This is a genomic window from Marisediminicola sp. LYQ134 (assembly GCF_046599635.1).
Taxonomy (GTDB): Bacteria; Actinomycetota; Actinomycetes; order Actinomycetales; family Microbacteriaceae; genus Marisediminicola.
In genome coordinates this window covers 37,581-64,007 of record NZ_JBKIWP010000003.1, presented here as the reverse complement: position 1 = coordinate 64,007, position 26,427 = coordinate 37,581, and the positions used below count along the sequence as shown (strand labels likewise).

At 68.1% G+C, this 26,427-nt stretch carries 30 protein-coding genes; 6 read left to right on the top strand and 24 right to left on the bottom strand.

From position 1 onward, the window contains the following. Positions 1 to 3 precede the first annotated feature (3 nt). Genes ACLHIH_RS13480 through ACLHIH_RS13470 form a run of 3 tightly spaced genes read left to right on the top strand, consistent with a single transcriptional unit; the run spans position 4 to position 2,694 of the window. Complete coding sequence (locus tag ACLHIH_RS13480; protein ID WP_411317361.1) at positions 4 to 984, top strand: branched-chain amino acid ABC transporter permease; 981 nt, start codon at positions 4 to 6, stop codon at positions 982 to 984. Then, entirely contained in the window at positions 977 to 1,894 is a 918-nt protein-coding gene (locus ACLHIH_RS13475) for an ABC transporter ATP-binding protein (protein ID WP_411317360.1), read from the top strand. The genes ACLHIH_RS13480 and ACLHIH_RS13475 overlap by 8 nt, the downstream gene beginning before the upstream one ends. Further along, entirely contained in the window at positions 1,894 to 2,694 is an 801-nt protein-coding gene (locus ACLHIH_RS13470; protein WP_411317359.1) for an ABC transporter ATP-binding protein, read from the top strand. Before ACLHIH_RS13475 ends, ACLHIH_RS13470 begins: the two co-directional genes overlap by 1 nt. Positions 2,695 to 2,866: 172 nt before the next feature. Here the strand turns inward: ACLHIH_RS13470 and ACLHIH_RS13465 are convergent, their stop codons facing one another. From ACLHIH_RS13465 to groES, 4 genes are all read right to left on the bottom strand, one after another. Continuing rightward, the gene (locus ACLHIH_RS13465; protein WP_411317358.1) at positions 2,867 to 4,165 is read right to left on the bottom strand and encodes an ABC transporter substrate-binding protein; all 1,299 of its coding nucleotides are present in this window, start codon (positions 4,163 to 4,165) and stop codon (positions 2,867 to 2,869) included. Between the two features lie 238 nt (positions 4,166 to 4,403). Beyond that, on the bottom strand, positions 4,404 to 5,246 hold the full coding sequence (locus ACLHIH_RS13460; protein ID WP_411317357.1) for an ABC transporter substrate-binding protein: 843 nt from the start codon (positions 5,244 to 5,246) through the stop codon (positions 4,404 to 4,406). A gap of 53 nt (positions 5,247 to 5,299) precedes the next feature. Next, a complete protein-coding gene (gene rarD, locus ACLHIH_RS13455) occupies positions 5,300 to 6,268 on the bottom strand; it encodes an EamA family transporter RarD (RefSeq protein ID WP_411317356.1) in 969 nt (322 codons plus the stop codon). 103 nt (positions 6,269 to 6,371) lie between these two features. After that, entirely contained in the window at positions 6,372 to 6,668 is a 297-nt protein-coding gene (gene groES, locus ACLHIH_RS13450; RefSeq protein ID WP_100388242.1) for a co-chaperone GroES, read from the bottom strand. A 165-nt stretch (positions 6,669 to 6,833) separates the two neighbouring features. Between groES and ACLHIH_RS13445 the strand changes: the two genes are divergently transcribed. Beyond that, positions 6,834 to 8,039: a THUMP-like domain-containing protein gene (locus tag ACLHIH_RS13445; protein ID WP_411317355.1), complete on the top strand. Its 1,206-nt coding sequence runs from the start codon at positions 6,834 to 6,836 to the stop codon at positions 8,037 to 8,039. Here the strand turns inward: ACLHIH_RS13445 and ACLHIH_RS13440 are convergent. The 8 genes from ACLHIH_RS13440 to glmS all read right to left on the bottom strand — a co-directional run bounded on the left by ACLHIH_RS13440 (position 8,036) and on the right by glmS (position 14,922). Then, positions 8,036 to 8,689 carry a hypothetical protein gene (locus tag ACLHIH_RS13440; protein WP_411317354.1) on the bottom strand — a complete coding sequence of 218 codons (654 nt, stop codon included), beginning with the start codon at positions 8,687 to 8,689 and terminating at the stop codon, positions 8,036 to 8,038. The two genes, ACLHIH_RS13445 and ACLHIH_RS13440, sit on opposite strands and share 4 nt — an antisense overlap. Positions 8,690 to 8,767: 78 nt before the next feature. Further along, the gene (tsaD, locus tag ACLHIH_RS13435; protein ID WP_411317353.1) at positions 8,768 to 9,829 is read right to left on the bottom strand and encodes a tRNA (adenosine(37)-N6)-threonylcarbamoyltransferase complex transferase subunit TsaD; all 1,062 of its coding nucleotides are present in this window, start codon (positions 9,827 to 9,829) and stop codon (positions 8,768 to 8,770) included. Next, on the bottom strand, positions 9,826 to 10,371 hold the full coding sequence (gene rimI / locus ACLHIH_RS13430; protein WP_411317352.1) for a ribosomal protein S18-alanine N-acetyltransferase: 546 nt from the start codon (positions 10,369 to 10,371) through the stop codon (positions 9,826 to 9,828). Before rimI ends, tsaD begins: the two co-directional genes overlap by 4 nt. Continuing rightward, a complete protein-coding gene (tsaB, locus tag ACLHIH_RS13425) occupies positions 10,368 to 11,000 on the bottom strand; it encodes a tRNA (adenosine(37)-N6)-threonylcarbamoyltransferase complex dimerization subunit type 1 TsaB (protein WP_411317351.1) in 633 nt (210 codons plus the stop codon). The genes rimI and tsaB overlap by 4 nt, the downstream gene beginning before the upstream one ends. Before the next feature lie 41 nt (positions 11,001 to 11,041). Further along, on the bottom strand, positions 11,042 to 11,581 hold the full coding sequence (gene tsaE / locus ACLHIH_RS13420; protein WP_411317350.1) for a tRNA (adenosine(37)-N6)-threonylcarbamoyltransferase complex ATPase subunit type 1 TsaE: 540 nt from the start codon (positions 11,579 to 11,581) through the stop codon (positions 11,042 to 11,044). 8 nt (positions 11,582 to 11,589) lie between these two features. Further along, the gene (gene alr / locus ACLHIH_RS13415) at positions 11,590 to 12,699 is read right to left on the bottom strand and encodes an alanine racemase (RefSeq protein WP_411317349.1); all 1,110 of its coding nucleotides are present in this window, start codon (positions 12,697 to 12,699) and stop codon (positions 11,590 to 11,592) included. Next, positions 12,696 to 13,070 carry a holo-ACP synthase gene (locus ACLHIH_RS13410; RefSeq protein ID WP_411317348.1) on the bottom strand — a complete coding sequence of 125 codons (375 nt, stop codon included), beginning with the start codon at positions 13,068 to 13,070 and terminating at the stop codon, positions 12,696 to 12,698. Before ACLHIH_RS13410 ends, alr begins: the two co-directional genes overlap by 4 nt. A 4-nt stretch (positions 13,071 to 13,074) precedes the next feature. Continuing rightward, positions 13,075 to 14,922 (bottom strand): glutamine--fructose-6-phosphate transaminase (isomerizing), encoded by a 1,848-nt coding sequence (gene glmS, locus ACLHIH_RS13405; protein WP_411317347.1) that lies wholly within the window; start codon positions 14,920 to 14,922, stop codon positions 13,075 to 13,077. Positions 14,923 to 14,990: 68 nt separating this feature from the next. Here glmS and coaA point away from each other — a divergent pair, with 68 nt between their 5' ends. Further along, positions 14,991 to 15,941, top strand: coding sequence for a type I pantothenate kinase (coaA, locus tag ACLHIH_RS13400; protein ID WP_411317346.1), 951 nt, complete (start codon positions 14,991 to 14,993; stop codon positions 15,939 to 15,941). Positions 15,942 to 15,997: 56 nt separating this feature from the next. Here coaA and glmM read toward each other — a convergent pair whose 3' ends face one another. The 4 genes from glmM to truA all read right to left on the bottom strand — a co-directional run bounded on the left by glmM (position 15,998) and on the right by truA (position 19,455). Next, positions 15,998 to 17,359 (bottom strand): phosphoglucosamine mutase, encoded by a 1,362-nt coding sequence (gene glmM / locus ACLHIH_RS13395; RefSeq protein ID WP_411317345.1) that lies wholly within the window; start codon positions 17,357 to 17,359, stop codon positions 15,998 to 16,000. A 24-nt stretch (positions 17,360 to 17,383) separates the two neighbouring features. Further along, on the bottom strand, positions 17,384 to 17,887 hold the full coding sequence (gene rpsI / locus ACLHIH_RS13390) for a 30S ribosomal protein S9 (protein WP_411317344.1): 504 nt from the start codon (positions 17,885 to 17,887) through the stop codon (positions 17,384 to 17,386). 32 nt (positions 17,888 to 17,919) lie between these two features. After that, positions 17,920 to 18,366 carry a 50S ribosomal protein L13 gene (gene rplM / locus ACLHIH_RS13385; protein WP_411317343.1) on the bottom strand — a complete coding sequence of 149 codons (447 nt, stop codon included), beginning with the start codon at positions 18,364 to 18,366 and terminating at the stop codon, positions 17,920 to 17,922. A 156-nt stretch (positions 18,367 to 18,522) separates the two neighbouring features. Continuing rightward, positions 18,523 to 19,455 (bottom strand): tRNA pseudouridine(38-40) synthase TruA, encoded by a 933-nt coding sequence (gene truA, locus ACLHIH_RS13380; protein WP_411317342.1) that lies wholly within the window; start codon positions 19,453 to 19,455, stop codon positions 18,523 to 18,525. A gap of 41 nt (positions 19,456 to 19,496) precedes the next feature. Between truA and ACLHIH_RS13375 the strand changes: the two genes are divergently transcribed. After that, positions 19,497 to 21,455 (top strand): acyltransferase family protein, encoded by a 1,959-nt coding sequence (locus ACLHIH_RS13375; protein WP_411317341.1) that lies wholly within the window; start codon positions 19,497 to 19,499, stop codon positions 21,453 to 21,455. 70 nt (positions 21,456 to 21,525) lie between these two features. Here ACLHIH_RS13375 and rplQ read toward each other — a convergent pair whose 3' ends face one another. The 8 genes from rplQ to ACLHIH_RS13335 all read right to left on the bottom strand — a co-directional run bounded on the left by rplQ (position 21,526) and on the right by ACLHIH_RS13335 (position 26,424). Further along, positions 21,526 to 22,095, bottom strand: a complete 570-nt coding sequence (rplQ, locus tag ACLHIH_RS13370; RefSeq protein WP_411317340.1) for a 50S ribosomal protein L17 — start codon at positions 22,093 to 22,095, stop codon at positions 21,526 to 21,528. A gap of 53 nt (positions 22,096 to 22,148) precedes the next feature. Then, positions 22,149 to 23,144 carry a DNA-directed RNA polymerase subunit alpha gene (locus ACLHIH_RS13365; RefSeq protein WP_411317339.1) on the bottom strand — a complete coding sequence of 332 codons (996 nt, stop codon included), beginning with the start codon at positions 23,142 to 23,144 and terminating at the stop codon, positions 22,149 to 22,151. A gap of 148 nt (positions 23,145 to 23,292) precedes the next feature. Then, positions 23,293 to 23,691: a 30S ribosomal protein S11 gene (gene rpsK / locus ACLHIH_RS13360; RefSeq protein WP_161885428.1), complete on the bottom strand. Its 399-nt coding sequence runs from the start codon at positions 23,689 to 23,691 to the stop codon at positions 23,293 to 23,295. 42 nt (positions 23,692 to 23,733) lie between these two features. Further along, the gene (rpsM, locus tag ACLHIH_RS13355; protein ID WP_411317338.1) at positions 23,734 to 24,108 is read right to left on the bottom strand and encodes a 30S ribosomal protein S13; all 375 of its coding nucleotides are present in this window, start codon (positions 24,106 to 24,108) and stop codon (positions 23,734 to 23,736) included. Positions 24,109 to 24,254: 146 nt separating this feature from the next. Continuing rightward, entirely contained in the window at positions 24,255 to 24,368 is a 114-nt protein-coding gene (rpmJ, locus tag ACLHIH_RS13350; RefSeq protein ID WP_354474636.1) for a 50S ribosomal protein L36, read from the bottom strand. A gap of 68 nt (positions 24,369 to 24,436) precedes the next feature. Then, positions 24,437 to 24,658, bottom strand: a complete 222-nt coding sequence (gene infA / locus ACLHIH_RS13345) for a translation initiation factor IF-1 (RefSeq protein WP_022883252.1) — start codon at positions 24,656 to 24,658, stop codon at positions 24,437 to 24,439. A 177-nt stretch (positions 24,659 to 24,835) separates the two neighbouring features. Further along, positions 24,836 to 25,987 carry a mannitol-1-phosphate 5-dehydrogenase gene (locus ACLHIH_RS13340; RefSeq protein WP_411317337.1) on the bottom strand — a complete coding sequence of 384 codons (1,152 nt, stop codon included), beginning with the start codon at positions 25,985 to 25,987 and terminating at the stop codon, positions 24,836 to 24,838. Continuing rightward, complete coding sequence (locus ACLHIH_RS13335) at positions 25,984 to 26,424, bottom strand: PTS sugar transporter subunit IIA (RefSeq protein WP_411317336.1); 441 nt, start codon at positions 26,422 to 26,424, stop codon at positions 25,984 to 25,986. Before ACLHIH_RS13335 ends, ACLHIH_RS13340 begins: the two co-directional genes overlap by 4 nt. Positions 26,425 to 26,427 lie beyond the last annotated feature (3 nt).

The window sequence follows — 26,427 nt, the reverse complement described above, 5'->3', positions numbered from 1 at the left end:
ATCATGGACTGGGGACAGATTCTCAACAGTGCCGCGGGCGAGCTGCTCAGCCCGGTCACGGCGGCGTACGCTCTCGCGGCGATCGGGCTCAGTGTGCACTTCGGCTATGCCGGACTGCTCAACTTCGGTCAAGCGGGCTTCATGGCGATCGGCGCATACGCCTTCGTCGTGCCGACCCTCCTCTTCGACTTCCCGCTGTGGGCGGGGTTCCTCTCGACGATCCTCGCGAGCGTGCTCTTCGCCTTCCTGCTCGGCATACCGACGCTGCGGCTGCGAGCCGACTACCTCGCGATCGTCACGATCGCGAGCGCCGAGATCGTGCGGTTCACGGTGTCGACCACGGCACTCACCGACGTCACGGGTGGTGCGGCCGGGCTCTCAGGGTTCAACAGCGGCTTCATCGCGCTCAACCCCTTCGCCGACGGCAGCTACGGCTTCGGCCCGTGGACCTACACGGCCAACCAGCTGTGGATCCGCGTGTTCGGTTGGGGCCTCGTGATCCTCGCGACGATCCTCGTGTTCCTGCTCATGCGGAGCCCGTGGGGCCGCGTCGTCAAGGGCATCCGCGAAGACGAGGATGCCGTGCGCAGCCTCGGCAAGAACGTCTACGCCTACAAGATGCAGGCCCTCATCCTCGGTGGTGTCTTCGGATCTCTCGCCGGCGTCATCTTCGTGCTGCCGCGAGCCGTGCAGCCCGGTAACTACGCGACGACGCTGACGTTCTTCATCTGGACGATGCTGCTCCTCGGCGGGGCGGCGACGCTCCTCGGTCCGATCGTGGGAGCCATGCTCTTCGCAGCACTCCTCACCCTGAGCGACAGCATCCTCCGCGGCCTCATCTCGGCTGACATCATCACCTTCATCAGCAGCACCCAGGCCGGGCAGATACGTTTCATCATCATCGGCGCCGTGCTCATGCTCCTCGTCATATTCAGACCCCAGGGCATCTTCGGCAACAAGAAGGAGCTGTCGTTCAATGTCTGACACCGCGCTCACCCACCCCCTCGTCGTCGGCGAGGTCGGCCCCGGCTGCAAGAAGGTCGACCCGATCGTCGTCGCCGACGGCGTCACCCGCACCTTCGGTGGCCTGACCGCCGTCGACGTCGCCCACGTGGAGATCCCCCGCGGGAGCATCACGGCTCTCATCGGGCCCAACGGTGCGGGCAAGACGACGTTCTTCAACCTGCTCACGGGGTTCGACAAGCCCAACACGGGCGATTGGAGCTTCGAGGGAGACAGCCTCGCGCGCGTCCCCGCGTTCCGTGTCGCCCGCAAGGGAATGGTGCGCACCTTCCAGCTCACGAAGTCGCTCGGCCGTCTGAGCGTGCTGCAGAACATGCTCCTGGGAGCCACCAAGCAACCGGGCGAGAACATCTTCACGGCGCTCATCAAGCCGCTCTGGAAGAAGCGCGAGACCGACATCACGGCGAAAGCCGAAGAGCTGCTCGCCCGCTTCAAGCTCGACGCCAAGAAGGACGACTACGCGGCCTCGCTCTCGGGCGGCCAGCGCAAGCTCCTCGAGATGGCTCGCGCCCTCATGAGCGACCCCGTGCTCGTGATGCTCGACGAGCCCATGGCCGGGGTCAACCCGGCGCTCACCCAGTCGCTCCTCGGCCACATCAAGCAGCTCAAGTCCGAGGGCATGTCGGTGCTCTTCGTCGAGCACGACATGCACATGGTCAGGCACATCTCCGACTGGGTCATCGTCATGGCCGAGGGCAAGGTCGTGGCAGAGGGCCCGCCAGACAGCGTGATGAACGACCCCGCCGTCATCGATGCCTACCTCGGTGCGCATCACGACACCGACCTCGGCGACATGACCGGCACGACCAACCCCGTGGTCGAGGCCAAGCAGGCCGCCGAAGCCCACGCAGCAGAGCGAGAGGCGCACTGATGAGCGAGACAGTCGGACCCACGTCGACCCCGACGACCACCGCGACCGTCGATCCCGTGCTCTACAGCACCGACCTCGTCGCGGGATACATCCCCGGTGTCAACATCCTCAACGGATGCAACATCACGGCCTACCCCGGTGAGCTCATCGGCATCATCGGCCCCAACGGCGCGGGCAAGTCGACCTTCCTCAAGGCCGTGTTCGGGCAGGTGAAGATCCGCGAGGGCACGATCCACCTCAAGGGCGAGGACATCACCGGGCTCAAGGCCGACAAGCTCGTGAGCAAGGGCGTGGGCATGGTCCCGCAGAACAACAACGTGTTCCCGACCCTCACGATCGAGGAGAACCTCGAGATGGGGCTCTTCCAGCGCCCGAAGGTCTTCGACGAGCGCTTCGAGTTCGTGACGACGATCTTCCCCGAGCTCGGGACCCGCCGCAAGCAGCGTGCGGGCTCGCTCTCGGGCGGTGAGCGACAGATGGTCGCCATGGGCCGCGCGCTCATGATGGACCCCTCCGTACTGCTCCTCGATGAGCCGTCCGCAGGGCTGTCGCCGGTGCGTCAAGATGAGACCTTCCTCCGCGTGCACCAGATCAACCGCGCCGGCGTCTCGGTCATCATGGTCGAGCAGAACGCCCGCCGCTGCCTGCAGATCTGCGACCGCGCCTACGTTCTCGACCAGGGCCGCGACGCCTACACAGGCACGGGCCGGGAGCTGCTGAAGGACCCCAAGGTCACCGAGCTCTACCTCGGCACCCTCGCGGCCGACGTCGACGCCGACACGAAGGCTCGCGGCGTCTGAGCGGCACTCACGACGACGAAGGCCCCGGGCACTCGCCTGGGGCCTTTCTCATGCCGTGACGGCTGCGTGTGCGCCTCGACGGCCGTGTCGACCAGACACGCGCGCCGTGAGCAGGCGCGAAGAAGGGCCCGGCCGTGGCGGCCGGGCCCTTCAGTGTCGTGCAGTCGAACGATTACTCGTTGAGGCTGCCGAACTCCGCGTTGAGCGGCTCGTACTGGTTGTCGGCACCGTACTGGTAGATACCGATGTACGCCTCGGTCGGGTCACCGTTCGCATCGAACGTGATCGGTCCCGAGGGGCCGTCGTAGTCGATGTCTTCACCCTCGGAGATGAGCGCGAGGCAGTCGGCGAACGTCTCGCACGTCTCGCCGTCCTTCGAGACCGACTCGAGGTTGTCGCGAATCGTGGTCGGGTCGTCGCTGCCACCCTGAGCGGCCGCGAGGGCCGACAGGATCACGGCGTCGTAAGACTCGGCCGAGTAGCTGAAGTCCTCGAGGTCGGGGTCGACCTCGAGCAGGCGGTCACGGAAGTCCGACGAGGCGAAGTTACCCGGCAGGGTTCCCTTCGCTCCCTCGAGCGTGCCCTCTTCGAACTCGTAGCTGTTCGAGAGGTTTCCGTCGGTGAAGTACACGCCCGCACCGTCGAAGCCCTGGGTGTTGACGAGCTCGGGGATGATCGACGAGGTCTCCGCGAAGGCGACGACGGCGATGGCATCCGGGTCTCCGGCGAGCGCCTCGTCGACGATCGCGGTGAACTGCGTGTCTCCCGGGTTGAACGCGACGGACGCCGAGACGGTTCCGCCCGCATCCTCGACGGCGGTCGTCGCGTTCTCGACGAGACCGGTTCCGTAGGGGTCGTTGATGTAGATGAACGCGACGTTCTCTGCACCGTCGCCGACCATGAGGTTTCCGAGCACGCGACCCTGGAGCACGTCGCTCGGCGCGGTACGCCAGTACCAGCCGTCGTCCTCGTATTCGGTGAAGTCGGGGGAGGTGTTCGCGGGCGAGAACTGCACGATGCCCGCGTCGACGAGACGGTCGATGAACGTGAAGGAGACTCCCGAGGATGCCGCACCCACGACGACGTCGGTCGGGAGGTCGACGAGCTCGGTCGCGGACTGCGTCGCGATGTCGGTCTCGAGGTCACCCGAGTCACGGTGCTCGACGGTGACGTCGAACTCGAAGTCCGAGTCGGCGATCTCTTCGGCGGCGAGGTCGACGCCGGCGAACTCGGGCGGGCCAAGGAAGGCGAGGCTACCGGTCTGCGGAAGGATCGTGCCGATCGAGAGAACCCCGTCTGCCTCGCGTGACGACGCGGGGAAGTCGGTGGTGGCTTCGTCGGTGTCTTCTTCGGCAGGACCGCTGGCGCACGAGGCCAGCAGCAGGATGCCCGCGGTGGCCGCGACAACCTTGATTCCCGCCGAGAAGGCGTGCGAGCGGGAAGGTGTTGAGCCCTTCAGGAATGCGCTCATTGTGCTCCTCTGGTGTAGGTGAGTTTTCCGGCACGGAAGAACCGCGCGGTTGGTTCACGGTATAGACGGAATGACCCCCACACAATACGAGGCTGTTACAGCCGTGTAACGCGACGGAATCGTTACATTGACGGGGCAGAACCGGGCAAGCACTCCGTGCGGTGTGCCCGGCACGACGGAACCCGCATGATGCCGCGGGTATCGAAGCTCCTGGTCACGGATGACCGCGGCCCCGCATCTAGCGGAACGAGCGGGCGCCGCTCATTCCGGTGAACGCGATTGTGACACCGTCGTCGAGCGCCGCGATGCACTCCCCGACGACGCTGCACGAGACGCTCCCCGTCGTGACCGATGCCACGGCAGCGGCGATGGAGGGCCCCCCGTCGTCGGCGACCGCGATCGCCGCGAGGGCGACGAGGGTCGCCGCGTCGAACGCCTCCGCCGCGTAGGCGACGTCGGCCACTCCGGGGTCGGTCGTCCGCACGAGCGCCGTGAAGTCGTCGTCGGCCGTCGTAGGGTCGCGCATGCTGTCGGGGGCCGTGCTGTCGTGAGCCGTGCTGTCGTGAGCGTCGTCGTCGAGCCCCGCGAGCACGAGGGCGAGCGGCTCGTCCACGGCGAGCGGGCCCGCGGTCGGCGAAACCACGGCGACGTCGTCGTCGGCCAGGGCCTCGGCGACCCTCGCGACGGCATCCGCGGTTCCGGGCCCGATGATGACGTCCACACCGAGGTCGGCGAGTTCCCGTGCGGCCGACACGAGGCCGTCGCCCGACGCGTCGCGGTGGGTGACGACGGCGGGGGTGCCGCCGACACCTCCGGCCTCGTTGAGGGCGCGCACCGCGGCATCCACTCCCGCGACCTGCGCGGCCCCGATGTCGGCGAGATCGCCCGTGAGTTCGAAGAGGGTGCCGATCGACAGCTCGCCGTCACCACTCGGAGCGACCTCGCTCGGGCTCGGAGTGGCGCTCGCGCTCGGGACGGGCATCGAATCGGTCGTCCCGCTCGACGCGCACGCGACGAGCGACACGGCCAGGGCGGCGGCGACAGCACTCGTCGCGAGCGCGCACAAGGGACCCTGGGCCATCGATCAACTCCTTCCGTGTCCGCGTCTCCGCGGCGCACGAGGGAACCCTAGTGTCAGGTCAGCGGGCGTACGACGCGGCGTGCCGACCTGCCCGAAACGACCATGTCCACCGTGAGCACGATGAGGGCGACCCAGACGAGCCCGAACCCGACCCAGCGCTCGGGGGGCATCGCCTCGCGCAACACGAAGGCTCCGAACGCGAACTGCAGGAGGGGCGCCAGATACTGCACGAGACCGAGGGTGATGAGCGGCAACCGACGCGCGGCTCCTGCGAACAAAAGGAGGGGAACCGCCGTGATGACCCCCGACCCGATCACGAGGAGCGTGTGCCCGACGCTCACGGAGCCGAACAGGATTCCCGTCGACGAGCCGACGACGGCCAGCTGGATGACGGCGACGGGGGTGAGCCACGCGGTCTCGAGCGAGAGTCCGCTCACCGCATCGACCCGCGGCCCCACGCGCTTCTTGATGAGCCCGTAGAGCCCGAACGAGAAGGCGAGCGCGAGCGATATCCACGGGAACGTGCCGTAGCCGATCGCGAGCACGAGCACGGCGACGAAGCTGATCGCCACCGCGACCCACTGGGCGGGCCGCAACCGTTCGCGGAGGATGAGCACACCGAGCAAGACCGTGACGATCGGGTTGATGAAGTAACCGAGCGCGCCCTCGAGCACCCGGTCGGTGAGCACCGCGAAGATGTACACCTGCCAGTTGACGTAGATGAACACTCCCGCGAGCCCGACGGTGAGCAGGAGTCGCGGCGAGCGCACGATCGCGACGACGGCCCCCCAGCTGCGCGTGACGGTGAGCAGGAGCGCGCAGAACACGAGCGAGAACAGGATGCGGAACGCGACGATCTCGAACGGACCCGACGGCGCGAGCACGAGGAAGTAGACGGGGAGGAAACCCCAGAGACCGTAGGCACCGATGGCCTGGATGAACCCGGACCTCACGCCCGGTGCGGAGGGGCGGGGAGAGGGCGACGGGGAGCCGCTCGGGGAGGGCGATGAGGCGTCGGGCACTGTCCCGATGCTACTCCCGGGATCGGGCCGACTCTCGCCGTCGCCGCACACGACGAAGGCCCGCCCGGATGACCGGGCGGGCCTTCGAACTGGCGGGTCGTGACTAGCGGACGACGACCGCGAGCACGTCGCGAGCCGACAGCACGAGGAGGTCTTCTCCGCCGTACTTCACCTCGGTTCCGCCGTACTTGGAGTAGATGACCTTGTCGCCGACGGCGATGTCGAGGGGCACGCGGTTGCCGTTGTCATCGATGCGACCTGGACCCACGGCGACGACCTCGCCCTCCTGGGGCTTCTCCTTCGCGGTGTCAGGAATGACGAGACCGGAGGCAGTGGTCTGCTCGGCGTCGACCTGCTTGATGACAATGCGATCCTCGAGCGGCTTGATGGAGACCGACACGGTTGACCTCTTCTTTCTCAGTGCTAACGAAACTTGGGGTTGGCACACTCTCGGTGAGAGTGCCAGAAGTAGCTTACGGGGTCGATTAGCACTCACGCAATCGGAGTGCCAGCCGCGCCTCTCCCCGCGGCGCCGACACGGTCGCCCGTGAGCGACAATGGGGCCATGGAGACCGGCGACCTACTCGAAGTGCTTTCGGCCGACGGGCTCCGGTTGCTCGACTCCCTCCCGCCCTTCGATCCCTCGGCGGACATCGTGCGCACGGTGCGCGAGCTGCGCGCCGCGGGGCACTCCCCCGAACTCGTCGCCGCGGTGCTGAGCCAGTCGAAGCTGCGGGCCCGCGCTCGCGCCAAATTCGGCGAGTTCGCCGACCGCATGCTCTTCACGACCGCGGGCCTCGAACAGGCCACTCGCTTGAGCGTGGCCGCCCACCACGCCGGGCGGTTCACGGCGGCGGGAGCGCGCAGGGTCGCCGACCTCGGCTGCGGCATCGGGGCGGACTCCCTCGCGTTCGCCGCCCTCGGCCTCGACGTGCTCGCGGTCGAGAGAGACGACGTGACCGCGGCGATCGCGACCTACAACCTCGCCCCGTGGGAGGGCGCAACCGTCGTCTCCGCAGATGCCGCGACCGTCGACCTCGCCGACGTCGACGCCGTCTACGTCGACCCGGCGAGACGCACGCGAGGCCACGACAACACGACGCGCGTGCACGACCCGGACCAGTGGAGCCCGCCCCTCGACTTCGCGTTCGGCCTCGCCGCCGATCGGCCCGTCGGGGTCAAGCTCGGGCCGGGTGTCGACCGCGACCTCATCCCCGCAGACGCCGAGGCGCAGTGGATCTCGGTCGATCGGGAGGTCGTCGAGGCGGGCGTCTGGTTCGGTGCGGCGGCACGGGACGGCATCACGCGTTCCGCTCTCGTGATGGGCGCACACGGCACCGCGGAAATGACCTCCCACGGAGACAGCGACGATGTCGCGACGGGCGCCCTCGGGGGTGTCGTCTACGAACCCGACGGTGCGGTCATCCGCGCCCGCTTGATCGGCGACCTCGCGAGGTCGCTCGACGCGCGCATGGTGAGCGACTCGATCGCCTACCTGACTTCGGACGAGGTCGTCGAGACGCCCTTCGCGGTGCCGTTCCGTGTCATCGCGACCCTGCCCTTCGACGAGCGCACCCTCAAGAGAGAACTCGCCGCTCGCGGCATCGGTCGCCTCGAGATCAAGAAGCGCGGCGTCGACGTCGACCCGGCGAAGCTGAGGTCGCGACTGTCACTCAAGGGCACCGGCTCGGCGACGCTCATCGTGACGCGCGTCGCCGGCCGGCACTCGGCTCTCCTCGTCGAGCGAGTGGAGCCCGCGGTCGGTGCCTAGTACCCGCCGGAGTAGGGGTCGCTGCCGATGACGGCGAAGAACGCGATCCACCCGACGAGAGCGATGAGGGCGAGCCCGATACTGACGAAACCGGTGATGAGCGCCGTGAGCCACAGCCCCCGCGCCGGCGCACCCTCGCGCGACTTTCCGAGGAACCCGAGCACGATCGCGGCGGCCGGGAAGAACAGGCCCAGGACGGCCCCCGCAATCGGAATGAAGAGGACCCACAGACCGAGGACGCTGACGATCCCCGCGATCATTCCGAGGAGGCTCAGCGTCTTCGGCGGAGCGGGCGGGGCCGGGGTGTACCCCGCCGAACCGTATCCGCTCGTCTGCTGGTAGCCACCGGGCTGCTGGTACCCGTTGCTCTGCTGGTAGCCGTTGCTCTGCTGGTAACCGCTGGGCGGCTGATATCCGCCGGGCTGCGCGTAGTCGGCGGGAGCACCGTACGCATTCGAGGTCGCCTCGGGCTGCGGCGGGGCGTATCGGCCCGGTGTCGTGTATTCGCCAGGCGCGGTGTATGCGCCCTGACCCTCGGGAGCGGTCGGTTCCGGCGGCGACGGCTGCGCGGCGACGGAGTGGTCGTCTGCCTGCTGGTCGGACGGCGCAGGCGGAACGGGTGGCACAGAGTCGTCTTTGGGGTCGGACATAGGAGCTCCTAGCGGAATGGCTGAGGTGACACGGTTCGGCTCAGCCTGACATCGCGCCGGAGGGGTGTCAAACGAGCGTCACGCCTGGATGGAGGTGACGGGCAGGGTCGAGTCCGCAGAGAAATGCAGGGTCGACGGCGGGGCCCCCGCGGCGATCAGGCGGGCGGCGAGAGCCGCGATCATCGCCCCGTTGTCGGTGCACAGCGAGAGCGGCGGGATGCGCAACTCGATCCCCTCCGCGGCGCAACGCTCCGTCGCGAGTTCGCGCACGCGCGCGTTGGCGACGACCCCTCCGCCGAGCAGCAGGCGGGGGACTCCGAGATCCCGACACGCCGCGACGGCCTTCGTGATGAGAACGTCGGCGACCGCCTCGCGGAAGCTCGCCGCGACATCCGCGATCGGAACCTCCTCGCCGCGATCCCGCACGGCCTCGACCCAGCGGGCCACGGCCGTCTTGAGGCCCGAGAAGGAGAAGTCGTAGCGGTGCGCGTCGAGGTCGCGGGGACGGGTGAGGCCGCGGGGAAAACGGATGGCGCGCGGGTCGCCCCCGACCGCGGCCCGGTCGATCTCCGGGCCGCCCGGGTAGGGCAGGCCGAGCAACCGCGCGACCTTGTCGAAGGCCTCGCCCGCGGCGTCATCGATCGTCTCGCCGAGCAACTCGACGTCGGAGGTCAGGTCGTGCACGAGGAGGAGGGATGTGTGACCTCCCGACACGAGGAGCGCGACCGTCGGTGTCTCGAGGGGCTCCGCCGACTCGCTCACGAGGTCGGCCCCGACGTGACCGACGAGGTGATTGACGGCGTAGAGCGGTTTGTCGAGGGCGATCGCGAGAGCCTTCGCGGCGCCGACCCCCACCATGAGCGCTCCCGCGAGCCCCGGTCCGCTCGTCACGGCCACGGCGTCGAGGTCTGCGAGGTCGACGCGCGCCTCGGCGAGCGCCGAGGAGATCGTCGGGGCGAGCGCCTCGAGGTGGGCTCGAGCGGCGATCTCAGGAACCACTCCCCCGTAGCGAGCGTGCTCCTCCATCGATGAGGCGATGACGTTCGCCAGAAGGGTCGAGCCCCGCACGATGCCGATCCCCGTCTCGTCGCAACTCGTCTCAATGCCGAGCACGAGGGGCGCGGGGGCGTCGGCACTCATGTCGCGGGTCCGTTCGTCGGGTCGGTCGTCGTAGGGGGCGACGCGTCGATCGTGCTGCCGGTCGCCGGCACGGTCTCGGGCTCGATGAACACGAGCCGCATGACGACGGCGTCGACGTCGTCGGGTTGGTAGTACCGCGGTCGCACGGCGATCTCGACGAACCCGAGGTCGCGGTAGAGCGCTTGGGCCGACGGGTTGTCAGCCCGCACCTCGAGGAGGACCTCGTGAGCACCGCGCTCCCTCGCCTCGGCGAGCATCGCAAGCATGAGGACCCTGCCGAGACCTCGACGTCGAGCCGCGGGGGCGACGGCGATCGTGTTGACGTCGGCTTGAGGGGCCCGACGCGGGGCGAAGAGACCCGAATACCCGTCGACACGATCGGGCGACTCCGGGCGGAACGCGACGAGGTAGTAGCCCTGCGCGTTGGCGACCTCCGCCCGCATCGTGGCCCTCGACCACGCGTCGGTGGAGAAGATCCTCTCCTCGAGCAGCATGATCGCGTCGAGGTCACCCTCCCCGGCGCGGCGCAACTGCCACGTCACGACGTCACGCGCTTCGGGCCGCTCGACACCGTGACGTCGGGCGAACGGAGGTAGAGCGGAGCAGCCGACGCGAACTGCCGTTCCGCCGACCTCATGCGCGCGGCGAGAACACCGAGGGCGACTGCCGACACCGCCACGTCGTCGACCCTCGCGAAGCGCGAGAAGTCGGGGACCGCCGACTCGAGGTCGGCGGGGCGGCAGAGGCCTGCGGCATCCGCTCGCTCGGGGACCCCGTCGCTCGCGAGACCCGAGTATGTGGACCAGTAGACCTCGCGCCGACGCGCGTCGGTGACGACGAGAAGGGGGCGGTTCTCCGACGCGAGCTCGGAACTCGCGATGGCGTCGTGGCTCACGACCCGCAGAACGGGTACGGCTCGTCCGAGCCCGAAGGCCTCCGCCGCGGCGATGCCGACCCTGAGGCCCGTGAACGGTCCCGGCCCCATTCCGACCGCGACCGCGGTGACGTCCGATGCCCGAGCACGCGCATCGGCGAGGCACTCGACGATGAGACTGCCGACGACCTCGGCGTGCCGTCGGGAGTCGGATGACGATCGCTCCGCGACGGCGTTCGCCCCGTCGTCGACGAGACCGACGGTCGTGCCGCCCGACGTGTCGATCGCGAGAATCACCCGCCAAGCCTAGATGACCGGGGCGCGAGCGAACCCGTCTGTCACACCGGAGCGACGAAGGGTCGCCGGGCCCAGCGGTCACCGAGCGGTTCGATGCGCACGACTCTCGCCTCGATCGGCTCGTCGTCGGCGGTGTCGCCGTCGCTGTCGCTGTCGTTGTCGTTGCCGTTGTCGACAGGCTCGCCTCGCCCGGCCCCCGTCGGGCGCTCGATCGTGATGCGCAGCACCGAGTCGTCGAGGCCCGCGAGCATCCCGGCCGCCCACTCGACGACGACGATGGACTCGGCGAAGTCGATGTCGAGGTCGTCGAGCTCGGCGGCCGACCCGAGACGGTAGGCGTCGACGTGCACGAGCGGTGCGCCCCCCGCGGTTCGAGGATGCGTGCGCGCGAGCACGAAGGTGGGGCTCGAGACCGTGCCCCGCACGCCGAGCTCGCCCCCGAGCCCGCGGGTGAAGGTGGTCTTGCCCGCACCGAGCGGGCCGTCGAGCGCGACGATGTCGCCCGCTCGCAGCTGCCTCGCGACGTGGGCTCCGAGCGCGGCCATGCTCTCGGGCGTCGAGACCTCGATGTCGATGGGCACCGGCTCGCTCACGGAAGGTACGACCGCTCGATGCGCACGCCGAGGCGCGTGACGATCTCGTAATTGATGGTGCCGCACGCGGCAGCCCAGTCGTCGGCGCTCGGGAGGCCCTCCACGGGATCGCCGAAGAGCACCGCGCGATCGCCGACCGCGACGCGCGAGTCGCCGACGTCGACGACGAACTGGTCCATCGCCACGGTTCCGGCGATGGGGAAGACCGTTCCCCCGATCGAGACGACACCGCGACCCGACGCGGCACGCGGAACGCCGTCGGCGTATCCGAGCGGAACGAGCGCGAGCGTCGTCTCCGCGGTCGTGCGGTAGCGATAGCCGTACGACACCCCGTGACCGGCGGGAACGCGCTTGACGGAGACGATCGACGCACTGAGCTCGAGCGCCGGCGAGAGCCCGAGGTCGGCCGAGGCGACCTGCTCGAACGGCGAAAGGCCGTAGATGCCGATACCGAGTCGCACCATGTCGAATCGCGCGTCGGGAATCCGCAGTGCTCCCGCCGTCGACGCGAGATGACGGATCTCCGGCTCGAGCCCGGCCGCCGCGGCCGCCCCGATAGCGTCGTTGAACACCGCGACCTGGTCGGCGTCGGCGTCGGCCCCCGCGTTCGCGAGGTGGCTGAAGAGCCCGCGCACGACGATCTCGCCGCGTCGCTCGAGAGTCTCCGCGACATCCATGAGGCGCTCGACCTCGCTCACGGGCACTCCGCCGCGGCCGAGCCCCGTGTCGACCTTGAGGTGCACTCGCGCGGTTCCGTGCGCGCGCGCGGCGCTCTCGAGAGCGGCGATCGAGCCGATTCCGACATCGATCCCCGCGGCGACGGCGGGGGCGAAGTCGACGGCCGGGTCGTGCAGCCACGCGAGGATCGGCGTCTCGCTGATTCCGGATGCCCGCAACCGGAGCGCCTCGTCGATGTCGACGACGCCGAGCCAGTCCGCTCCGCCCTCCACGGCGGCTCGCGCGACCGGCGCTGCACCGTGACCGTATCCGTCGGCCTTGACGACGGCCATCGTGTGCGTCGTCGACGTCGCCCGCCGGAGCGCGTCGACATTGCGGCGGATGCGGTCGAGGCTCACGCGTGCCTCGCGCAGGGAACGCGGTGTCATGAGCGACTCCCCTCGGCGACGACGTAGGCGATCGCGACGCCCGCGTCGTGGCTCATCGACACGTGCACGCTCTCGACGCCTCGTGATTCGGCCACGGCGGCCGCGGCACCCGAGAGTTCGAATCCCGGGTTGCCGTGGCCGTCGGGGACGATACGCATGTCGTGCCAGCGCACTCCCGTCGAGTCACCGAGCGCCTTGATGAGCGCCTCCTTCGCCGCAAACCTCCCCGCGAGCGAACGCAGAGGCAGAACGCGCTCCCCGACCCGCCGTTCGCTCTCGGCGAACAACCGCGGGAGCAGGCCGGCAGTGCGCGACGCGGCCCGCTCGAACCGCGCGAGATCGACGATGTCGACCCCCACCCCGACGATCACCGCACTACTCGACCGTGACCGACTTCGCGAGGTTGCGCGGCTGGTCGACGTCGAGTCCCTTCGCCGAGGCGAGCTCCATCGCGAAGATCTGCAGTGGCGCGACCGCGAGGAGCGGCTCGAAGAGAGTGGAGGCGAGGGGGATCGGGATGACGACATCCGCGTAGGGCAGCACCGCGGCATCCCCCTGCTCGGCGATCGCGAGGATGCGGGCACCTCGCGCCCGGATCTCCTGGATGTTCGAGATGACCTTGGGGTGCAGGGAGTCGTGCGCGCGCGGGCTCGGAACGATCACGAAGACCGGTTGGCCCGGTTCGATGAGGGCGATGGGCCCGTGCTTGAGTTCCCCCGCGGCGAACCCCTCGGCGTGGATGTAGGCGAGCTCCTTGAGCTTGAGCGCTCCCTCGAGGGCCACGGGGAATCCCGCGTGCCTGCCGAGGAAGAGGACGGCGCGCGTGTCTGTCATCCACCCGGCGAGCTGGGCGATCGCATCGTGCTGCTCGAGCACGACCGAGAGCTGCTCGGGCAACGATTGAAGCTCGCCGAGCAGCTCGGCGATCTCGACCTTCGGAAGCGAGCCGCGCACGGTCGCGAGGTGCAGTCCGAAGAGGTAGAACGCCGCCACCTGGGCGACGAACGCCTTGGTCGACGCGACGGCGACCTCGGGGCCCGCGTGCGTGTAGATCACCGCGTCGGACTCGCGGGGAATGGTCGCACCCTGGGTGTTGCAGATCGAGAGGGTGCGGGCGCCCGCCGCGCTCGCGTACTTGACGGCCATGAGCGTGTCCATGGTCTCGCCGGACTGGCTCACCGAGATCACGAGGGTGCGCGCGTCGAGGATCGGGTCGCGGTAGCGGAACTCGTGCGAGAGCTCGACGTCGACGGGGATGCGGGCCCACTTCTCGATCGCGTACTTCGCGAGCATGCCGGAGTATGCCGCCGTGCCGCACCCGAGGATGACGATGCGGTCGACCTCGTCGAGGGGGAGCCCGTCGATCTCCTCGAGCCGCACCGCGCCGTCGACGACGCGACCGAGGAGGGTGTTCGCGATCGCGAGAGGCTCCTCGCTGATCTCCTTGGCCATGAAACTCGACCAGCCGCCCTTGTCTGCCGCCGTCGCGTCCCACGCGATCTCCTTCTCGACCGTCGGGCGGGGAGTGCCGTCGAAGTCGGTGACGGTCACACCGTCGGCGGTGATCGTGACGATCTGGTCTTGACCGATCTCGACGTAGCGCCTCGTGTGGTCGACGAACGCGGCGACATCCGACCCGAGGAAGTTCTCACCCTCGCCGAGCCCGATCACGAGGGGGGAGTTACGCCGCGCCCCGACGACGATGCCGGGCTGGTCGCGGTGCACGACGAGCAGGGTGAACGCGCCGTGCAGGCGCGGGACCACACCGCTCAGGGCCGAGACGAGGTCGCCCGTCTTCTGGTATTCGAGCCCCACGAGCAGAGCCGCGACCTCGGAGTCGGTCTCGCTCGTGAACACGGTCTCCGGGTGCGCTGCGAGCAGCTCGGCCTTGAGCTCCGCGAAATTCTCGATGATGCCGTTGTGGATGAGGGCGAGCTTGCCGTCGTCGCCGAGGTGGGGGTGGGCGTTCTCGTCGTTGGGCCCACCGTGGGTCGCCCACCGGGTGTGCCCGATGCCGGTCGCCCCGTTCTCGAGGGCGAGTTCCTCGAGGTCGTCGATGAGGATCTTGAGCTTGCCCGCGCGCTTGCGCGTGTGCATCTGGCCCTGGTCGTCGATGACCGCGATCCCGGCGGAGTCGTAGCCGCGGTACTCGAGCCTCCGGAGTCCCCCGACGAGAACCTCGATGCTCTTGTTGCTCCCGACATAACCCACGATTCCGCACATGAGGATGCATTTTACGCGGTGCCGGCTCCGTATCTGCGCAGGCTGTCGCGGGACTACGCTCGATCCCTATGGGTGAAGCCGCGCACGCGCACACGAACGGGCACGGAACACCCTTCGTCGAAATCGATCGGGCGACGTGGGCCGATCTGTCGCCGTCGACAGCGCTCCCCCTGAGCCCCACCGAGATCGTGGGGCTCCGCGGGCTCGGCGACGTGCTCGACATCCGCGAGGTCTCCGAGGTCTACCTCCCCCTCAGCAGACTCATCAACCTCTATGCCGCCGGCGCCAAGAATCTGCACAGGTCGACGAGCGAGTTCCTCGGACGCCGCACGCAGAGCACGCCGTTCGTCATCGGCGTCGCCGGCTCGGTCGCCGTCGGCAAATCGACGATCGCGCGTCTCCTCCGCGAACTCCTGGCCCGGTGGGACGACACGCCCCGAGTCGAACTCGTGACGACCGACGGCTTCCTCTACCCCAACCACGAGCTCGAGAGGCGCGGGCTCATGACCCGCAAAGGCTTTCCGGAGTCCTACGATCGGCGGGCGCTCCTCAGGTTCGTCAGCCAGATCAAGAGCGGCGCGACGGAGGTGCGCACGCCCTTCTACTCCCACCTGAGCTACGACATCGTCCCCGACGCGGAGATCGTCGTGCGGCAGCCCGACATCCTCATCGTCGAGGGGCTCAACGTTCTGCAGCCTCCCGTGTCGGGCCGCCTCGCGGTGAGCGACCTCTTCGATTTCTCGGTCTATGTCGACGCCCGCAGCGCCGACATCGCGTCGTGGTACGAAGATCGCTTCCTGCGACTGCAGGAGGGGGCGTTCGCGAACCCGAAGTCGTACTTCCACCGCTACTCGACGCTCTCCCCCGAGGAGGCGCGAGCGACGGCGCGGGACATCTGGAACCGGATCAACGGCCCCAACCTCGCGGAGAACATCCTCCCGACGCGGTCACGCGCGACGCTCGTCTTGCGCAAGAACGCCGACCACGCCGTCGATCACGTGCTGGTGCGCAAGATCTGACGCGCTACGTCGTCGAGACGTCGGCACCGGCCGAACACGCGGCTAACGGCGACGGGTCAGACGGCGATCTCGCGACGCACGAGGTCGGCGAGCTCGTGCGCGATGCGATCGGCCGTCGACTGGTCGGTCGCCTCGACCATCACGCGCACGAGCGGTTCCGTTCCCGAGGGGCGCAAGAGCACGCGCCCCGACTCGCCGAGCTCCGCCGTGTGCTGCGCGACCGCCGAGGCGATCGCGTCGTTTGCCGCGAGGCGTTCGCGGTCGACTCCCGTGACATTGACCATGATCTGCGGGTACACGGTCATGACGGATGCGAGCTCCGCGAGCGACCGCCCGGTGCGGGCCATCTCGCACATGAGCTGCAGTCCCGTGAGGATGCCGTCGCCCGTCGTCGCGAACTCGCTCATGATGACGTGGCCCGACTGCTCGCCGCCGAGACTCAGCCCGCGCTCGTTGAGAGCCTCGAGCACGTAGCGGTCGCCGACCTTCGTCTCGACGACCGAGATGTCATGCTCGGCCATCGCGACCTTGAGGCCGAGGTTGCTCATGACCGTCGCGACGAGTGTGTCGTCGGTCAGGGTGCCGTTCGCTTTCATCGCGAGGGCGATGATCGCCATGATCTGGTCGCCGTCGACGACGGTGCCGTCGGCGTCGACGGCGAGACACCGGTCGGCGTCACCGTCGTGGGCGATGCCGAGGTCGGCGCCGTGCTCACGGACCGCCGCGGCGACGGCCTCGAGGTGGGTCGAGCCGAACCCGTCGTTGATGTTCGTGCCGTCGGGGTCCGCACCGATGACCGTGACGCGGGCGCCCGCATCCGTGAAGACCTCGGGCGACACCGCCGCGGCGGCACCGTGCGCACAGTCGAGAACGACGTGGAGCCCGTCGAGGCGGGTTTTCACCGTTCCGAGCAAATGCACGACGTAGCGGTCTTCCGCATCCGCGAAACGTGTGATCCTCCCGGCTTCGATGCCGGTCGGGGCGAGTTTCGTGTCGGCGAGCGCTTGCTCGATGCGATCCTCGACGATGTCGGGCAGTTTCGCTCCGCCCTGCGCGAAGAACTTGATTCCGTTGTCTGCGGCCGGGTTGTGCGAGGCCGAGATCATGACGCCGAAATCGGCCCCCACATCGCCGATCAGGAACGCGGCAGCGGGGGTCGGGATGACCCCCGCGTCGAGCACGTCGACACCGGAACTCGCGAGTCCCGCAGACACCGCGGCGGCGATGAACTCACCGGAGACGCGCGGGTCGCGCGCGACCACCGCGACCGGTCGGCGCCCCGAAGCGCGCCGACCGTCGGCGATGCGTCCCTTGCCGAGCACCACCGCTGCTGCCTGAGCGAGACCGAGCGCGAGCTCGACAGTGATGTCGCGATTCGCGAGTCCCCGAACACCGTCGGTACCGAAAAGCCGTGGCATGTGATGCCAGTCAGCGGAGCGCGATTAGCGCTTCGAGAACTGGGGTGCCTTACGCGCCTTCTTGAGTCCGGCCTTCTTGCGCTCCTTGACGCGAGCGTCGCGGCTGAGGAAGCCCGCCTTCTTGAGCGTGGCGCGGTTGTTCTCTTCGTCGATGAGGTTGAGCGACCGAGCGATGCCGAGACGCAGGGCGCCGGCCTGGCCGGAGGGGCCACCGCCGGTGATGCGGGCGATCACGTCGTAGCTGCCCATGAGGTCGAGCACCTTGAAGGGGTCGTTGATGAGCTGCTGGTGGAGCTTGTTCGGGAAGTACTCGGCGAGCGTGCGGCCGTTGACGACGAACTCGCCGGAACCGGGGACGATGCGCACGCGAGCGATGGCCTGCTTGCGACGACCGACCGCGGCACCGGGAACGTTGAGAACCGCGCGCGGGGCGCGGGGAGCGTCGTCGGCCGGGGTCTCGGTCGAGTAGCTGTCGGGGGCAACCTCACCGAGGGTGCTGGAGTCGAGAGAGTCTGAGATCTTCGCCATGAGTGGGAATCCTTTGATTGCTTCTGGCGGCGCTACTGCGCGACCTGGGTGAGGGTGAAGGTCGTGGGCTGCTGCGCAGCGTGAGGGTGCTCGGCTCCGGCGTAGACCTTGAGCTTCGTGAGCTGAGCGCGACCGATCGAGTTCTTCGGGAGCATTCCGCGGACGGCCTTCTCGACGGCACGCGTCGGGTGCTTCTCGAGCATCTCCGCGTAGGTCGTCGCCGTCAGTCCGCCCGGGTAACCCGAGTGGCGGTAGGCCTTCTTCTGCGCGAGCTTCGACCCCGTGAGGGCCACCTTCTCGGCGTTGATGATGATGACGAAGTCTCCGGTGTCCATGTGGTTGGAGAAGATCGCCTTGTGCTTGCCGCGCAGGAGCGAGGCGGCGTGGGTCGCGAGACGACCCAAGACGATGTCGGTCGCGTCGATGATGAGCCAGTCGCGCTGGATGTCATCGGGCTTCGGGGAATAAGTGCGCGTCACGGTAGGACTGCTTTCTGTCGAAATGAGGTGTTCGTGAATCCCACTCCGTGGAACGTTCCCGACGGGAACCTTGCCGGTGGAGGGCTCAACTTCGGGTGTCGCACTGAGATAAGCGCAGGCACCAAGGGTCAACACTAGACCACGGTCGCGGCACGGTCAACCGACGGGCGATGCCTCCGGGGCATCGAGAGGGGGCCGGATGGCCCGGGTCTGCTCCGCCCGAGCAGCGAGCTCATGATCGGCCGGATACCCGACCTCCATGAGGGTGAGCCCCTTCGCTGGCACGACCTTGAACTCGCTCGTGCGTTCGAGCTGCTCCCTGATCTCGATCATGCGCTCGGGGGTCATCTGCCCCGCCCCCACCGCGAGCGACGCCCCCACGAGTGCGCGCACCATGCTGTGGCAGAACGCGTCGGCCTGCAGGCGCGCGACCACGACACCGTCGACCGCGCGGTGCCACGAGAAATCCTGCAGAGTGCGGATGCTCGTGCCGAAGTCTTTGGGCTTGCAGAAGGCCGCCCAATCGTGGAGACCCAGAAACCGCCCCGCGACGGTGTTCATGCTCTCCACGTCGAGCGCGCGCGGAATCCAGAGGGTGCGATTGCGCTCAAGGGGGTTCCTCGGCCCGCCCTCGTCGGAGACCCGGTATTCGTATCGCCTCCAGACGGCGCTGAAGCGAGCGTCGAAACCCGCCGGGGCGCGGCTCACGCGAGAGACGTAGACGTCGCTCGAGAGTCCGGCGATGCCGTTGAGTCGTCGGGCGAGCGCCGTCACGGGGTCGAGCTTCGCGCGGCCGGACGGCCCGCGATGGGGTCTCTCGAGGCTCGCGAGCTGCTCGCTCGTCAGATCGAGGTGGGCCACTTGCCCGAGCGCGTGCACGCCGGCATCCGTGCGCCCGGCGACCGTAAGTGTCGGCGCGTCACCGTGCCGCGAGAACACGGTCGCGAGGGAGGCTTCGAGCTCCCCCTGCACCGTCCGCAGGGAGGGCTGGCGGCTCCACCCGGTAAACTCTGTGCCGTCGTAAGCGATGTCGAGCCGCAGTCGCGTGAGCTCCGTTCCCGGCTCGCGAGCGGTCGCTTCAGTCGTCATTCCGACGATTCTAGGCGCGCCGAATCGAAGGGAGACCCGCCGTGTCCGTGGGCACTCCCCTCCCTCCCGATCCGACCGTCGTCCCTGCGCCGGGTGGGACTGCGTCGGCCGCCGCCCGGCCGCGCATCCCCGCGCTCGATGGCCTCCGCGCGATCGCGGTGATGGCCGTGGTCGTCTACCACGTGTCGCCGGGCGCTCTCGCGGGCGGATACATCGGGGTCGACGTGTTCTTCGTCGTGAGCGGTTTTCTCATCACGGTTCTGCTCGTGCGCGAGCACGCAGCGACCGGGCGGATCGCTCTGCGCCAGTTCTGGATGCGTCGCGCGCGTCGCCTCCTCCCCGCCCTCGCCGTCCTGGTCCTCGTGACGAGCTCGGCCGCCCTCGCCGTCGGCGGTGACGCTCTCGTCGGGCTCGGCAGGCAAGTGCTCGGCGCCGCGACGTTCAGCAGCAACTGGCTCGAACTCGCCTACGGCAACGACTATTTCGACAACACCTCGGCCGACCTCTTCCGCAACCTCTGGTCGCTCGCGGTCGAGGAGCAGTTCTACCTCGTGTGGCCCCTCGCGGTCCTCGCGCTCGCCTCCATGAGCAAGCGCTCGTGGCGCGTGGGCATCGTCGTCGCCATCGCCGCCGCGTCGGCACTCGCGATGGCGATGATCCACACCCCGGGCAGCGACGCCACTCGCGTCTACTTCGGCACGGATACCCACAGCTTCGGGCTCGCGATCGGGGCCGCCCTCGCCTTCGCCCTCGTCGGCCGCTCCCCCGCCCTCGACCCCGGCGCGGGGGCATCGACGGCCGCCGGTTCGCGCGTGCGGGCACGGTTCGCCGACGTGGCGGCCGGAGCACTCCTCGCCTCGGTGCTCTCGGCATTCGTCGCCCTCCCCGCCGACGACGACCTCGTCTACCGCGGTGGCCTCGTCGGAGTGGCCCTCGCCGTCGCCGGGATCATCGCCTGCGCCCTCGTGCGGGGCTCCGTCATCGCGCGCGCCCTCGATAATCGTCTGTTCCGATGGATCGGCGAGCGCTCGTACGGCATCTACCTCTGGCACTGGCCCGTCTTCTTCCTCGTCGTCGGCCTGCTCGACTCAGTCGACCGTTCCGGTGCGAGCGGGTGGGGTCTCGGCGGCATCGCGGCGGGTGTCTCGGTCGCGGCGGCCGCGCTCTCGTTCCGCTTCGTCGAGCGACCGATCCGGCGCCACGGTTTTCGCGGTGTCGTGCGCCTCGTGCGGCGTGCCGCCCCGACGACGCGGCCACGACTCGTGGCCGGGAGCATCGCGGTCATCGTGCTCGCATCCCTCATCGGCACCGCGACGGCCATCGCGGTGAGCCCCTCGACGAGCGACGCGCAAAGCGAGATCCAAGAGGGACTCGACGCTATCGCGACCGCACCTTCGGACGTGTCGCCCCCGGGAGAACAAGCGCGAGACGCTGCGGCGGATGCGGGACCGCCCCTCTCGAGCGACCCGATCACCGGCGACCAGATCACGGCGATCGGGGACTCCGTCATGCTCGCGTCGGCCCCCGAACTGCAAGCGGCGTTCCCCGGAATCGCGATCGACGCCGCGGTGTCACGCCAGCTGTCGGCGGCGCCCGCGATCATCGACGAGATGGTCGACGCCGACACGCTGCGCCCGATCGTCGTGCTCGGACTCGGGACGAACGGACCGATCGACGACGCCACGCTCGACGAACTCCGCGACCGGGTGGGGCCCTCACATCGGATCGTCGTCGTCTCCGTCTACGCCCCGCGCGGCTGGACCGACGGGGTCAATGCCACCCTCGACTCATTCGCTCGCGAATACCGCGACGTCGAACTGTCGGACTGGCGCACAGCGATCGCCTCGCAGACCTCGCTTCTCTCGAGCGACCAGGTGCACCCCGGAGCCGCCGGGGGCGAGGTCTACGCCGACGAGCTCCGCGCCGCGCTGCAGCGGCTCTCCGAAGTGCCCCCGCTCCTGCGCCCCAACGACTACGGCCTCGCACCGCGCCCCGAATAGCGACGGGCGGGTCAGCACAACGAAGAACGGCCCCGCTCGTGGAGCAGGGCCGTTCCGGTGAAGCGCGAGACTACTTGGCGTCAGCTGCCGCGGAATCGTCGGTGCTGTCGGTCGTGACGGTCTCGTCGGTGCTGTCGGCGCCATCGGTCGCGACGGTCTCGTCGGCGACGGTCTCATCAGCGACGGTCTCGTCAGCGACGGTCTCGTCCGTGCTGGCGTCGTCGACGGGCGCGGCGACCGGAGCGGCCTTCGTCGAGGCTTTCGCCTTCGGCTTGGCGTTGACGGGCTCGAGAACGAGCTCGAGCTGCACCATCGACGCGTTGTCGCCCTTGCGGAAGCCGAGCTTCGTGATGCGGGTGTATCCGCCCTCACGGTTCTCGACGAGTGGCGCGATCTGCGTGAACAGCTCGTGCACGACGGTCTTGTCGCCGATGACGCCGAGAACGCGACGGCGCGCATGCAGGTCGCCGCGCTTCGCGAACGTGATGAGACGCTCGGCGAGCGGACGCACGCGCTTGGCACGCATCTCGGTGGTCTTGATGCTCTTGTGGGTGAACAGCGCAGCGGCGAGGTTCGCGAGCATCAGGCGCTCGTGAGCAGGACCTCCGCCGAGGCGGGGACCCTTGGTTGGCTTAGGCATTGTGTGTTGTCTCCGGAATCTTCAGGTAGTGAGGGGCGTCGATGACGACGGCTCTAGTTGGTCTCTTCGACGTCGTCGTAGCCGCTGTAGAAGTGGGCTCCGTCGAAACCGGGAACCGTGTCCTTGAGCGAGAGGCCCATCTCGACGAGCTTGTCTTTGACCTCGTCCACCGACTTCTGTCCGAAGTTGCGGATGTTCATGAGCTGCGTCTCCGACAGCGCCACGAGCTCGCTGACGGTGTTGATGCCCTCGCGCTTGAGGCAGTTGTAGCTGCGCACCGAGAGGTCGAGGTCTTCGATCGGCATGCTGAGTTCCGACGACAGAACGGCGTCGACGGGAGCCGGGCCGATCTCGATGCCCTCGGCCGCGGTGTTGAGCTCGCGAGCGAGACCGAACAGCTCGGTGAGGGTGCGGCCGGCAGAGGCGATCGCGTCGCGCGGGGTGATCGCCGACTTGGTCTCGACGTCGACGACGAGGCGGTCGAAGTCGGTGCGCTCACCGGCACGAGTCGCCTCGACGCGGTAGGTCACCTTGAGCACGGGCGAGTAGAGCGAGTCGATCGGAATCTGACCCGCTTCGCTGAACTCGCTGCGGTTCTGCGTGGCCGAGACGTATCCACGACCGCGCTCGATCGTGAGTTCGAGCTCGAACTTGGCCTTGTCGTTGAGCGTCGCGATGACGAGCTCGGGGTTGTGGATCTCGACACCGGCGGGAGCGGAGATGTCGGCGGCCGTGACCTGGCCGGCACCCTGCTTGCGCAGGTACGCCGTGATCGGCTCGTCGTTCTCGCTCGAGACGACGAGTCCCTTGATGTTCAGGATGATCTCGGTGACGTCTTCCTTCACCCCGGCGATCGTGCTGAACTCATGCAGAACGCCGTCGAGACGGATGCTCGTGACTGCCGCGCCGGGAATCGACGAGAGCAGGGTGCGGCGGAGCGAGTTGCCGAGGGTGTAACCGAAGCCGGGTTCGAGGGGCTCGATGACGAACCGCGAACGGAACTCGGAGATGTTCTCTTCGGTAAGAGTTGGACGCTGTGCAATCAGCACTATTGATTCCTTTCGGCGAAGTGTCCGCTATTTGACACTTGGGAAATGTATTGAGTTGTCCTATGCGCCGATGTCACACCGGCCGCGAGGCGGCCGGTGTGACGAGGCGATCATGATCCGCGTGAGCGAGCTCCCGCGACGGGGTGCGTTAGACGCGGCGACGCTTGGGCGGGCGGCAACCGTTGTGCGCCTGCGGGGTGACGTCGTTGATCGAACCGACCTCGAGGCCGGCGGCCTGGAGCGAACGGATCGCGGTCTCGCGGCCCGAGCCCGGTCCCTTGACGAAGACGTCGACCTTCTTGACGCCGTGCTCCTGAGCCTGGCGCGCGGCCGACTCGGCGGAGAGCTGCGCGGCGAAGGGGGTCGACTTACGCGATCCCTTGAAGCCGACGGTTCCCGACGACGCCCAGCTCAGCACGGCCCCGGTGGGGTCGGTGATGGTGACGATCGTGTTGTTGAAGGTCGACTTGATGTGGGCCTGGCCCACGGCGACGTTCTTCTTCTCTTTGCGACGCGGCTTACGAGCGGCCGATTTTGGTGCTGCCATGATGTTCTCCTAAAACTGTTATGGCGATACGAGCAGTGCTCGCTATCGGGCCTTCTTCTTGCCGGCAACGGTGCGCTTCGGGCCCTTGCGGGTGCGAGCGTTGGTCTTGGTGCGCTGTCCGCGCACGGGCAGGCCGCGACGGTGACGGACACCCTCGTAGCTTCCGATCTCGACCTTGCGTCGGATGTCGGCAGCCACCTCACGGCGGAGGTCACCTTCGACCTTGTAGTTGCCTTCGATGTTGTCGCGCAGAGCGATGAGCTGGTCATCGGTCAGATCTTTGACGCGGATCTCTCCGCTGATCTCGGTCTCGGCGAGGACTTTGAGTGCCCTCGTGCGGCCGACACCGTAGATGTATGTCAGTGCGACTTCAACGCGCTTGTCGCGCGGGATGTCGACGCCGGCTAGACGTGCCATGGTGGCTTCTCCTGGTGTTTCGTGGAGGTCTGTAGCGATCCCTGTGCAGCGGCCTCCGCCCACTGGTGTCCCCGCGTAGCCCGGAGGGCATCGGCGGTTCTGGTATCGCTAGTTCTGTATTCAGTTGTGGTGCTGGTGCAGCTGGATCAGCCCTGGCGCTGTTTGTGGCGCGGGTTCTCGCAGATGACCATGACGTTGCCGTTGCGACGGATGACCTTGCACTTCTCGCAGATCGGCTTGACGCTGGGGTTGACCTTCATCGTGTTTTCCTTGTGTTCGCTGTCGTCGTGCCCTCGAAGAGTCGAGGGCCGTTACTTTCCAGCACGCGCTACTTGTAGCGGTAGACGATCCGGCCGCGGGTGAGGTCGTAGGGGCTCAGCTCGACGATCACGCGGTCCTCGGGGAGGATGCGGATGTAGTGCTGACGCATTTTGCCCGAAATGTGGGCGAGTACTTTGTGGCCGTTGGTCAGCTCGACGCGAAACATCGCGTTGGGCAGCGCTTCGACTACAGCACCTTCGATCTCGATGACACCGTCTTTTTTCGCCATATCCTCTTCGTCGCTAAAAGTTATTGTTTGCTGGTCGTGCGGTGGATGTGGCGTCTCTCGCGCTTGTGACAAGCGAGAACCGGGCACGACAGAATCGGGCCAAGACACCAACGATCGAGCTTAGGTGATTTCCGGGCGTTTCGCCACCTGCGCCGTATACTCCGCGCCGGTCGCCGATCAGAGGTCGGCTTGAACGGCCGAGACTCTCGTCGACACCGCCGCGAACAGTGGCGACCCGGAGTCGATTCCGGTGACTCTCTCCGTGACGGTGTCGGCATCCTCGGAACGCAGCAGCGCCTGCAGTTCGACACTCTCCCGGTCCTCCGGAACGTCGAACTGCACGGCTGCCCCCATCGCACGCACGAGCGCGTCGAACGATCCGCCGCGCTCCGCGATCTGGCGGGCGGGCGAGACGAAGCGCTCGTTGCGACCGAGTTTGCGCAGCGGCTCCCGGCCGACGCGCTCGGGGGTGTCGGGAAGGTCGGCGTTGGCGAAACGCACGAGAGTGCGCTCGACGTAGGCGTCGTGGTCGGCCTGATCGAGCAGGTGCTTTCGCACGAGGAGATCCGCCGTCTCGGCGAGGACGGCCTCGACTTCGGCTCGGACCGCGGGGATGGCGATGGCCTCGGCGAGCGTTGCGGCGCCCGCGAGGAAGCCGTGATAGGCCGTCGTCGCGTGCCCGGTGTTGACCGTGAAGAGCTTGCGCTCGATGTACGGCTCGAGGTCGGGAACGAAGTGGGCATCGGGGATGACGGGGACGTCGCCGTCGAACGACGATGTCTCGATGGCCCACTCGAAGAAGTCCTCGACGGTCACGTCGAGCGACTCGGGGTCTGCTTGCCCCGGGACGATGCGGTCGACGGCCGTGTTGGCGAACACCGCGCGCCCGTGCAACCATGCGGCGTCCCGATCGCCGAGAGCCTTCGCCACCTCCGCCGCGAGCAGATCGGTCGCGTTGATCGCGTTCTCGCAGGCCATGACCGTGAGCCGGCCGGCGTCGTCTGCTCGCTGCTCGAGGGCCTTCGCGATCACCGGCGCGATGAACCTCAGCACGTTCGGACCCACCGCGGTCGTGACGACCTCGGCAGTGGCGATCTCGGCGATCACTCCCGCCTCGTCGTCACGACTGTTGATGGCGCGATAGCCGTCGACGGTCCACGTGCGAGGCTCCGCGCCGACCTCGTGCACCTCGTAGCTCGAGCTCGCCGCGAGCTTCGCGATGAGCTCCGTCGCGACATCGGCGAAGACGATCTCGTACCCCGCGCGATGGAGGATGAGGCCGACGAAACCGCGACCGATGTTTCCGGCCCCGAAGTGAACGGCCTTCACGCGGCGTTGACGTCGCCGAGCGCGGAGAAGAGCTCGTCGGCCGAGCCCGCGTCGAGGAGCTTCTGCACCTCGTCCTCGTCGGAGAAGATGATCGCGATCTTCGACAGGATCTCGAGGTGCCCGTTCTCTTTGCCCGCGATACCGACGACGAACCGTACGTCGTTGCCGTCCCAGTCGATCGGGGAGTCGTACCGCACGAACGAGAGCGCAGACTTCAGGATCGTGTCCTTGCCCTCGTTCGTGCCGTGCGGGATGGCCAGGAGATTGCCCATGTACGTCGACGTGACCGCTTCGCGCGCGTGCATGAAGCCGAGGTAGTCCTCGGTCACCGCACCCGCCTTGACGAGGATGGCGTTCGCCTCCTCGATCGCGGCGTCCTTCGTCGTCGCTGATCCCGACGCGACGATCTGGTCTCGTTCGAGCACGTTCTCGCTCATGGT